This window comes from Streptomyces sp. NPDC000941 (assembly GCF_053599555.1).
Genome location: NZ_JBSFMM010000315.1, coordinates 1 through 10,308, shown reverse-complemented (window position 1 = coordinate 10,308; position 10,308 = coordinate 1). Strand labels below are relative to the sequence as shown.

At 71.7% G+C, this 10,308-nt stretch carries 7 protein-coding genes and 1 riboswitch; of the genes, 2 read left to right on the top strand and 5 right to left on the bottom strand.

The window, feature by feature from the left end:
• Positions 1–1,804 (bottom strand): GNAT family N-acetyltransferase (locus ACWDSL_RS49100; protein ID WP_450495725.1); only part of this gene is annotated, 1,804 nt, incomplete at its 3' end.
• 212 nt (positions 1,805–2,016) lie between these two features.
• Here ACWDSL_RS49100 and ACWDSL_RS49095 point away from each other — a divergent pair.
• Positions 2,017–2,298 carry an HPr family phosphocarrier protein gene (locus ACWDSL_RS49095; RefSeq protein ID WP_014175879.1) on the top strand — a complete coding sequence of 94 codons (282 nt, stop codon included), beginning with the start codon at positions 2,017–2,019 and terminating at the stop codon, positions 2,296–2,298.
• Positions 2,299–2,510: 212 nt separating this feature from the next.
• Here the strand turns inward: ACWDSL_RS49095 and ACWDSL_RS49090 are convergent, their stop codons facing one another.
• From ACWDSL_RS49090 to ACWDSL_RS49075, 4 genes are all read right to left on the bottom strand, one after another.
• A complete protein-coding gene (locus tag ACWDSL_RS49090; RefSeq protein WP_450495728.1) occupies positions 2,511–3,251 on the bottom strand; it encodes a GntR family transcriptional regulator in 741 nt (246 codons plus the stop codon).
• Positions 3,252–3,492: 241 nt separating this feature from the next.
• A complete protein-coding gene (locus ACWDSL_RS49085; RefSeq protein ID WP_450495723.1) occupies positions 3,493–4,317 on the bottom strand; it encodes a M23 family metallopeptidase in 825 nt (274 codons plus the stop codon).
• 12 nt (positions 4,318–4,329) lie between these two features.
• A riboswitch (cyclic di-AMP (ydaO/yuaA leader) is annotated at positions 4,330–4,527 on the bottom strand.
• 286 nt (positions 4,528–4,813) lie between these two features.
• The gene (locus tag ACWDSL_RS49080) at positions 4,814–6,196 is read right to left on the bottom strand and encodes a M16 family metallopeptidase (RefSeq protein ID WP_450495726.1); all 1,383 of its coding nucleotides are present in this window, start codon (positions 6,194–6,196) and stop codon (positions 4,814–4,816) included.
• Between the two features lie 17 nt (positions 6,197–6,213).
• Complete coding sequence (locus tag ACWDSL_RS49075; RefSeq protein ID WP_450495721.1) at positions 6,214–7,602, bottom strand: M16 family metallopeptidase; 1,389 nt, start codon at positions 7,600–7,602, stop codon at positions 6,214–6,216.
• Between the two features lie 213 nt (positions 7,603–7,815).
• Here ACWDSL_RS49075 and ACWDSL_RS49070 point away from each other — a divergent pair, with 213 nt between their 5' ends.
• Positions 7,816–10,269, top strand: a complete 2,454-nt coding sequence (locus tag ACWDSL_RS49070) for a DNA gyrase/topoisomerase IV subunit A (RefSeq protein WP_450495719.1) — start codon at positions 7,816–7,818, stop codon at positions 10,267–10,269.
• The last annotated feature ends 39 nt before the right edge of the window (positions 10,270–10,308 follow it).

Here is a 10,308-nt window from a genome sequence, read left to right as displayed (position 1 = left end):
CGTGGGCTCCTCCGACCGCGGCCTCGGCGGCCGCGCCGCGCATCGCCCGGGCGAGGTCGGCCGCCGCGGCGGCGCCGACGCCGGGGATGGCGGTGACCACGACCGCGTCGCACGCGTCGTCGGCGAGGGCCGCGGCGAGGGCTCGCCGGAAGTCGCCGGGGGCGGCGGCCGTGGTCAGGTCGCGGGGCGGCAGCGGGCGCAGCCCGTCGGTGAGGCAGGCGTCGTAGGTGAGCAGCCCCAGGGAGTCGGAGTTGCCCAGGATGGCGATGCGCGGGCCGCCGGGGAGAGGCTGGGAGGCGAGCAGCAGCCCGGCGTCGACGAGCTCGGTGACCGTATCGACCCGGATGACGCCCGCCTGCCGCAGCAGGGCGGAGACGGTGGCGTCCGGGATGCCGGGGGCGGGTACGGCGTGGCCGGTGGGGGCGCTGCCGCTGTGGCGGGCGCCCTTGACGACCACGACCGGTTTGACCGCGGCCGTGCGCTTGGCGAGCCGGGTGAACTTGCGGGGGTTGCCGATGGACTCGAGGTACATCAGGGCGACGTCGGTCCGCGGGTCGTCGTACCAGTACTGCAGGACGTCGTTGCCGGAGACGTCGGCGCGGTTGCCCGCGGAGATGAAGGTGGAGACCCCGGCGGTCCCCGCGCCGCGCAGGTCGAGCCCTGACAGCAGCGCGATGCCTATCGCCCCGGACTGGGTGAACAGGCCGAGCCGCCCGGGGGCGGGCAGCCGCGGCGAGAGGGAGGCGTTCAGCCGCACGCCGTCGGCGGTGTTGATGACGCCGAAGGCGTTGGGGCCGATGATCCGCATGCCGTAGGTGCGCGCCTGGCGGACCAGCTCGCGCTGCCGGTCGCGGCCCTCCGGCCCGCTCTCCGCATAGCCGGCGGAGACCACGACGAGGCTCTGGACGCCGCTGTCGCCGCAGTCCGCGACCACCGAGGGCACCTGGGCGGCGGGGACGGCGACGACGGCGAGGTCGACCGGGCCGTCGATCTCGTGGATCGAGCGGTGGGCCGGGACGCCCTCGGGGTCCAGCCGGTCCTGTTCTCCGGGAAAGGCTCGGTTGACGGCGTACACGCGCCCGCTGAACCCGCCGTCGAGGAGGTTGCGCAGCACGGTGCGGCCGACGCCGCCCGGGGCGCGCCCGGTGCCGATGACGGCGACGGAGCCGGGGGCGAGCAGCCGCTGTACGGAGCGGGCCTCGGCGCGCTGCTCGCGGGCGCGCATGACGGCCAGGGAGCGGTCGGTGGGTTCGAGGTCGAACTCCAGGCGGACGACGCCGTCCTCGAAGCTGCGCTTCTGGGTGTAGCCCGCGTCCGTGAACACCTTGATCATCTTGGTGTTGGCGGGCAGCACCTCGGCGGCGAAACGGCGGATCCCGCGCTCGCGGGCGACCGCGGCGATGTGCTCGAGGAGGGCGGAGGCCACCCCGCGGCCCTGGTGGGCGTCCTGAACGAGGAAAGCGACCTCGGCCTCGTCGGCCGGCGCCGTCGAGGGCAGGCCGTGGCCGTCGATCCGGTCGTAGCGGACGGTGGCGATGAACTCGTCCCCGACCGTGGCGGCCAGGCCCACCCGGTCGACGTAGTCGTGGTGCGTGAAGCGGTGCACGTCGCGGTCGGAGAGCCGGGGGTAGGGCGCGAAGAAGCGGTAGTACTTGGACTCGTCCGAGACCCGCTCGTAGAAGCTGACCAGGCGCTGCGCGTCATCGGCTGTGATGGGGCGGATCCGGGCGGTGCCACCGTCGCGGAGCACCACATCGGCCTCCCAGTGGGCCGGGTAGGCGTGGGTGTCGGACGGCTGCCGCATGCGGCCAAGACTACGGCCCGGGCGGACATGGGTCCGGACGTCCGAATGGCGGACACCCTTGCGTTACGGGGAGGTGTCGAGGGAAAGTCCATAATCGGACCTGTACGGGCATGGCCGGGCCTACTCGGACACCGTTCCGGACAGACCCAGACACGCACCCTCGTATGATATTGGTCTAGACAACGGCAACCCCGCACCTGAAGGGCAACACCATGGCTGAGCGCCGCGTCAACATCGGCTGGGCCGAGGGCCTGCACGCCCGCCCCGCGTCGATCTTCGTCCGGGCGGCCACCGCCGCCGGCGTCCCCATCACGATCGCCAAGGCGGACGGCACCCCGGTCAACGCCGCTTCCATGCTCGCCGTGCTCGGCCTGGGCGCCCAGGGCGGCGAGGAGGTCGTCCTGGCCTCCGCGTCGGACGACGCGGAGGTCGCGCTCGACCGCCTGGCCAAGCTGGTCGCGGAGGGGCTGGAGGAGCTTCCGGAGACCGTCTGACTGGCTCCGCCCGATAAATTCACACGGCGCGGCCGCGGTGACCCATGACAGGGGACCGCGGCCGCACTGTTTATCCAACGCAGCACGGGGATGAATACGGGGGCGGCGCAATACCGGGCGGCACAATACGGGAACGCGAAATGCGCGGCCGCGGAAATCCACGGCCGCGACACACCGGCGGTAATTCTTAGAAGTTGTATACGGGGCCGCTGTTAATTCCGGACGCCCGCCGTGTTTACGGAATGTTTCGAACTCCTCACACGGACGGGGCGACGCAGCCGGTATTCCGACATCGAGCGCTCGGCATGCGCCGCGGCCAGCGCCCGCGCACGGTCGGCGTCGCCGCGCGCCACCGCGTCGACCAGCGCGCCGTGCTCGTCCCAGGACGCCACGGCCCGCAGCGAGAAGTCGGAGCGCAGTGCGGTGCCCGGGGCGGACAGCCCCGGCCTGTGGGCCGGTTCCACCGCATACACCCAGGCGATCTTGCGCCTCAGCTGCACCAGCAGCCCGGCCAGGCTCGGACTGCCGGAGGCCTGGGCCAACGTCTCGTGGAACCAGTCGCCGAGCGGCCGCAGCTCGCCCAGCTGCCCGCGCCGGGCCCGCTCCTGGCCGAGCCTGACCAGGCCGCGCAACACCTTCAGATGCGCCTCGCTGCGCCGCTGGGCGGCCCGGGCGGCCCCCAGGGGCTCCAGCAGCGCGCGGATGTCCAGCAGGTCGGCGGCCTCCCGCTCGGACGGCTGCGCGACGCATGCGCCCGCGTGTCTGCGGGTGGTCACAAAGCCTTCCGACTCCAGGGTGCGCAGCGCCTCGCGCACGGGCACGCGCGAGACGCCGTAGCGCCGGGCGAGGAATTCCTCGATCAGCCGGCTGCCGGGCGCGAAGGTGCCGGAGACGATGTCGTCGCGGATCGCCGTACACACCGCGTGCGCCGAAATCCGGCGACCGCCCGGCATCGCGGTCGTATCGCCGCTCACTTCCGGTCCCGCATTGTTGAACCTCCGCCTTAATCTCCGCGAAACGCAGCCGATTGACGCGTGTTCAGCGACTCTATTCTAAACAGCCGGAATTTCCGATGGGCGCGGAGATTTCATGGATATTTTTGGCCAGGCGGCCAGACGGCCGGGTGCCCATGCGAGTACGCCGAAGGCCCCGGTCCGCGGGACCGGGGCCTTCGGGAGGTGTGCGAGGGCGTGGTCAGAGGTTCACGCCGTGCGAGCGCAGGTAGGCGACGGGGTCGATGTCCGAGCCGTAGTCGGGGCTGGTGCGGGCCTCGAAGTGCAGATGCGGGCCGGTGACGTTGCCCGTGGCGCCGGACAGGCCGATCTGCTGGCCGGGGGTGACCGTCTGGCCGACGGAGACGCCGATGGACGACAGGTGGCCGTACTGGGTGTAGGTGCCGTCGTTCATCTTGATCACGATGTTGTTGCCGTACGCACCGCCCCAGCCGGCCTCGACGACGGTGCCGGAGCCGACGGAGTGCACCGAGGTGCCGGACGATGCATGGAAGTCCACCCCGGTGTGGGTGCCGGAGGACCACAGGCCGCTGGACGCCTGGTAGCTGGTGGAGACATACGAGCCGGTGACCGGCGGCACGAACGTGTTCAGCCGCTTGCGCTCGGCCTCGCGCGCCGCGCGCTCCTTGGCCTCGCGTTCCTGCTTGGCCTTCTTGGCGGCCGCCTCGGCCTTGCGCTTCGCCTCGGCCGCCTGACGCGCGGCCTCCTTGCGGGCCTGGGCCTCGGCCTGCGCCTTGGCGGCGGCCTCCTCGGCGGCGCTCTGCTGGCTCTCCGCCTGGGCCTGGACCTGGTCGGCAAGCTGGTCGTCCATGGCGACCGCCTGGCGCAGCCCGGTGTCCTCAAAGCCGCGCGGGTCGTCCGACGCCGCGAGGGCGGGGGCGGCGAAGCCGGCGACCACGCCGGAGGCGGCCAGCGTGGCTATGCCCGCGAGGTTGGCGTTGGAACGGGTGGTGCGGGGGGCCCGGGTGGGGCGGCGGTGCTTCCCGGCGGTACGGGTGAACGCCATGGTCCGGCGCACTCCTTTCCTTCCTCTCGCCTACCGGGTTAGCTGACGGGTTCGGAGCAGGAAGGTCTCCTACGGGCCCCTCCCCCACGCGGGGAAGGCGTCCGATTCACCCCTGGGGATCACCCGTCCGGCGCCGCGGGCGGCGACGGGCGAGGTTGGGTCCCCGGCTCCCCTGGCTCGCGCCGTACGGGGACTCGGCGATGGTTGCCCGTGCCGCGGATGCGGCGTGTCTCGGGCGGACAACCGAACTGACGCTAAGCGTGATCGCATTCGTTCACCAAACGGTTCCGCTTTTTTGTTGGTTTCCCCACAGACACGATCACCCAGACGGGCAATCTCTGCCATAAAGCGGACGAAACGATCGAGGAAACGACCGGCAAAAAGAGACCCTGGCGCCTGAAGCGGCGCCAGGGTCCTTGCGGCGACGGCCCGTTGCTCCCTGGTCGGGTCGGTCCGTCGGCCTGTCGATCTGTCAGCTCGTCGGTCTGTTGACCTGTCAGCCCTGGATGACGCGCACCTCGCCGATGCCGAGCGCCTTGACCGGCTCCTCGATCTGCGAGGCGTCACCGACGAGCACCGTGACCAGCCGGTCGGTCGGGAAGGCGCTCACCACCGCGGCGGTCGCCTCCACCGTGCCGGTCTCCGCGAGGCGCGCGTACAACTGCGCCTGGAAGTCGTCCGGCAGATGCTGCTCGACCTGGTCGGCGAGCGTGCCCGCGACGGCGGCCGCCGTCTCGTACTTCAGCGGGGCCACCCCGACCAGGTTCTGCACGGCGACATCGCGCTCGGCGTCCGTCAGGCCCTCCTCCTTCAGCGTGCCCAGCACCTTCCACAGGTCCTCCAGGGCGGGGCCGGTGACCTCGGTGGCCACCGAGCCGCTGATGGCCAGCAGCGAGGCGCCCGTGGCCCCTCCGGAAGCGTCCGGAGCCGCGGAGCGGAGCACCTGGCCGAAGGCCCGCACACCGTACGTGTAGCCCTTCTCCTCGCGTAGCACGCGGTCGAGCCGGGAGGTGAGGGTGCCGCCCAGGCAGTAGGTGCCCAGCACCTGGGCGGGCCAGACCCGGTCGTGGCGGTCGGCGCCGATCCGGCCGATGAGCAGCTGGGTCTGCACCGCGCCCGGCCGGTCGACGATGATCACGCGGCCGGTGTCGTCGGCGGTGATCGGCGGCATGGGGCGGGACTCGGCGGCGCCGCCCGTCCAGGCGCCGAGGGATTCGGCCAGCGCCTTGTCGAGGTCGACGCCGGTCAGGTCACCGACGACCACGGCGGTCGAGGTGGACGGGCGGACATACGTCTCGTAGAAGGCCCGCACGCCCGCGGCGTCGATGCCCTCGACGGTCTCCTGGGTGCCCTGGCGCGGCCGGGACATCCGGGCCTCGGCCGGGAACAGCTCCTTGGCCAGCGCCATCGATGCACGCCTGGCCGGGTTGGCCAGCTCGTGCGGGATCTCGTCCAGGCGGTTGCGGACCACCCGCTCGACCTCGTCCTCGGGGAAGGCGGGCGCGCGCAGCGCGTCGGCCAGCAGGCCGAGCGCCTTGGGCAGCCGGGAGACCGGGACCTCCAGGGACACCCGGACGGCGGGGTGGTCGGCGTGGGCGTCCAGGGTGGCGCCGCAGCGCTCCAGCTCGGCTGCGAACTCCTCGGCGGTGTGCTTGTCGGTGCCCTCGGACAGGGCGCGGGCCATGATCGTGGCGATGCCGTCGAGCCCGGCCGGCTCGGCGTCCAGCGGGGCGGCGAGGTTGATCTCCACGGCGACGACCTGCTGGCCGGGGCGGTGGCAGCGCAGCACGGTCAGCCCGTTGGCCAGCTCGGTGCGCTCGGGGGCCGGGAAGGCCCACGGCCTGGCGGCACCCGCCTGCGGCTGCGGGTGGAAGGTCATGGTGGTGGCGGCGTCACTCACTGGGCCGACTCCCCTTCTGCGTCGTTGTCGTCGGCTGCTGCGTCGTGGTCGCCGTCGGCCTCGGCGTCGGCCTGCTCGGCGCCCTGGACCGGCTCGTAGACCAGTACCGCGCGGTTGTCGGGGCGCAGCCTGGCCTGGGCCACGGCCCGCACCTCCTCGGCCGTCACCTGCAAGACGCGCGACACGGCGGTCAGCGCCAGCTGCGGGTCGCCGAACAGCACCGCGAAACGGCACAGCTCGTCGGCCCGGCCGCCGACGGTGGCCAGCCGGTCCAGCCACTCGCGCTCCAGCTGGGCCTGGGCGCGCTCCATCTCCTCCGGGGTCGGCCCCTCCTCGGCGAACCGGGCCAGCTCCTCGTCGACGGCGGCCTCGATGTCGGGGACCTCCACGCCGGCGGAGGTCTTCACGTCCAGCCAGCCGAGCGAGGGGGCGCCGGACAGCCGCAGCAGGCCGAAGCCCGCGGCCACCGCCGTACGGTCCCGCCGCACCAGGCGGTTGTGCAGGCGGGAGGACTCCCCGCCGCCCAGGACGGTCAGCGCCAGGTCGGCGGCGTCGGCCTCGCGGGTGCCGTCGTGCGGCAGTCGGTAGGCGGCCATCAGGGCGCGGGCCGGGACCTCTTCCTCGACGACCTCGCGCAGCTGGCCGCCGATCACGTCCGGCAGGGTGCCGTCGCGGGGCGGGCGCTTGCCGTCGTGGGAGGGGATGGTGCCGAAGTACTTCTCGATCCAGGCCAGGGTCTGCTCGGGGTCGATGTCGCCCACGACCGCCAGCACCGCGTTGTTCGGCGCGTAGTACGTGCGGAAGAACTCGCGGGCGTCCTCCAGGGAGGCCGCGTCCAGGTCGGCCATCGAGCCGATCGGGGTGTGGTGGTACGGGTGGCCCTCGGGGTAGGCCATGCCGACCAGGCGCTCGAAAGCCGTGCCGTACGGCACGTTGTCATAGCGCTGGCGGCGCTCGTTCTTGACGACGTCGCGCTGGTTCTCCAGGCTCTCCTCGTCCAGCGCGGTCAGCAGCGACCCCATACGGTCGGCCTCGAGCCACAGCGCCAGCTCCACCTGGTGGGTCGGCATGGTCTCGAAGTAGTTGGTCCGCTCGAAGCTGGTCGTCCCATTGAGCGAGCCGCCGGCGCCCTGCACCAGCTCGAAGTGGCCGTTCCCCGTGACCTGCGCCGAGCCCTGGAACATCAAGTGCTCGAAAAGGTGAGCCAGACCCGTACGCCCCTTGACTTCGTGGCGCGAGCCGACGTCGTACCACAGGCAGATTGCCGCGACCGGGGTCAGGTGGTCCTCGGAGAGCACCACCCGCAGGCCGTTGGCCAGCCGGTGCTCGGTCGCTGTCAGGCCGCCGGAGCCGGCTTGTTCCGTGGCCGTGTGACCCATGGGCATGTACGTCCCTTCGATCGCGTGATGGAGCGCGTGCGAGCCGCTTGAAGTGCGGTCCTGTCACTGTATGCAAGCGCACCGACATCTGGCGAAGTTCCCGCCGGGGAATCTCTCGGAGGGGGCGTTGTCAGTAGCCCGTTCCACACTTGTCGGTGGCCCGGTCCACAATGGTCGGCGTCAGATCCCGCCTCGGCAGTTGAAGGAGCCGCAAGCGCGATGGCCCGCCGCAGCACAAAAACCCCTCCGCCGGACGATTTCGAGGAGCGCATTCTCGACATCGACGTCGTCGACGAGATGCAGGGCTCCTTCCTCGAGTACGCGTACTCGGTGATCTACTCGCGCGCCCTGCCAGACGCCCGGGACGGGCTCAAGCCGGTGCACCGGCGCATCCTCTACCAGATGAACGAGATGGGCCTGCGGCCCGAGCGCGGCTTCGTCAAGTGCGCCCGGGTCGTCGGCGAGGTCATGGGCAAGCTGCACCCCCATGGCGACGCGTCGATCTATGACGCGCTGGTGCGTATGGCCCAGCCCTTCTCGATGCGGGTGCCGCTGGTCGACGGCCACGGCAACTTCGGGTCCCTGGGCAATGACGACCCGCCCGCGGCGATGCGCTACACCGAGTGCCGGATGGCCTCGGCGACATCGCTGATGACCGAGTCGATCGACGAGGACACCGTCGACTTCGCGCCGAACTACGACGGCAGCGAGCAGGAACCGCTGGCGCTGCCCGCCGCCTACCCCAACCTGCTGGTCAACGGGGCGTCCGGGATCGCGGTCGGCATGGCGACCAACATGGCCCCGCACAACCTGGGCGAGGTGATCGCCGCCGCCCGCCATCTGATCAGGCACCCGGGCGCGGACCTGGACGCCCTGATGCGGTTCGTACCGGGCCCCGACCTGCCGACCGGCGGCCGGATCGTGGGCCTGGGCGGCGTCCGGGACGCGTACGAGAAGGGGCGCGGCACCTTCAAGATCCGCGCCACGGTCTCGGTGGAGGACGTGACGGCGCGCCGCAAGGGCCTGGTCGTCACCGAACTGCCGTTCACGGTCGGCCCCGAGAAGGTCATTTCGAAGATCAAGGACCTGGTCGGCTCGAAGAAGCTGCAGGGCATCTCGGACGTCAAGGACCTCACCGACCGCCAGCACGGTCTGCGCCTGGTCATCGAGATCAAGAACGGCTTCAACCCCGAGGCCGTGCTGGAGCAGCTCTACAAGCTGACGCCGATGGAGGAGTCCTTCGGCATCAACAATGTCGCGCTGGTGGACGGCCAGCCGCTGACGCTGGGGCTCAAGGAGCTGCTGGAGGTCTATCTCGACCACCGCTTCGATGTGGTGCGGCGGCGCAGCGAGTTCCGGCGCAGCAAGCGGCGGGACCGGCTGCACCTGGTCGAGGGGCTGCTGGTCGCCCTGCTCGACATCGACGAGGTCATCCGCATCATCCGCTCCAGTGAGAACGCGGCGCAGGCGAAGCAGTCCCTGATCGCCCGTTTCGAGCTCTCCGAGGTCCAGACGCAGTACATTCTGGACACTCCGCTGCGCCGGCTGACCAAGTTCGACCGGATCGAGCTGGAGTCGGAGCGCGACCGCCTCAAGTCGGAGATCGAGGAGCTGACCCGGATCCTGGATTCGGACACCGAACTGCGCAAGCTGGTGTCGGCGGAACTGGCCCAGGTGGCCAAGAAGTTCGGCACGCCGCGGCGCACGGTACTGCTGGAGTCGGCGGACGCCCCGGTGACCGCGGTGCCGCTGGAGGTCGCCGACGACCCGTGCCGGGTGCTGCTGTCCTCCACCGGCCTGCTGGCCCGCACGGCCAACGGGGAGCCGTTCCCCGGCGAGGGCCAGGCCAAGCGCACCAAGCACGATGTGATCCTCTCGGCGGTCCCGGCCACGGCCCGCGGGGACCTGGGGGCGGTGACCTCGACCGGACGACTGCTACGGCTCACCGTGGTAGATCTGCCGATACTCCCCGAGACGGCCGGCGCGCCGAACCTGGCGGGCGGGGCTCCGATCGCGGAGTTCCTGTCGCTGGAGGACGGCGAGGAGCTGATCTGCCTCACCACGCTCGACGAGTCCTCACCGGGGCTCGCGATCGGCACGGAGCAGGGCGTCGTCAAGCGCGTGGTCCCCGACTATCCCGCCAACAAGGACGAGTTGGAGGTCATCGGCCTCAAGGAGGGCGACCGGATCGTCGGCGCGGTGGAGCTGCGTACGGGCGAGGAGGACCTGGTCTTCATCACCGACGACGCGCAGTTGCTGCGCTATCCGGCGAGCCAAGTACGGCCACAGGGCCGCCCGGCGGGTGGCATGGCCGGTATCAAGCTGGGCGCAGGAGCGAAGGTGATCTTGTTCACGGCCGTCGACCCGGCGGTCGACGCGGTGGTGTTCACGATCGCCGGCTCGCGCGGCACCCTCGACGACTCGGTGCAGCAGTCGGCCAAGCTCACTCCGTTCGACCAGTACCCGCGCAAGGGCCGGGCCACCGGCGGGGTGCGCTGCCAGCGGTTCCTGAAGGGCGAGGACTACCTGGTCCTGGCCTGGGCGGGCGCGACACCGGCCCGCGCGGCCACCTCGGCCGGCACCCCGGTGCCGCTGCCGGAGCCCGACCCGCGCCGCGACGGCTCGGGGGAGCCGCTCGCCAAGCCGGTGACGGTGGTCGCCGGGCCGGTGTAGCCCGGCCGCCGGCCCCGATACAGCGGCCGAAGCGGCCGG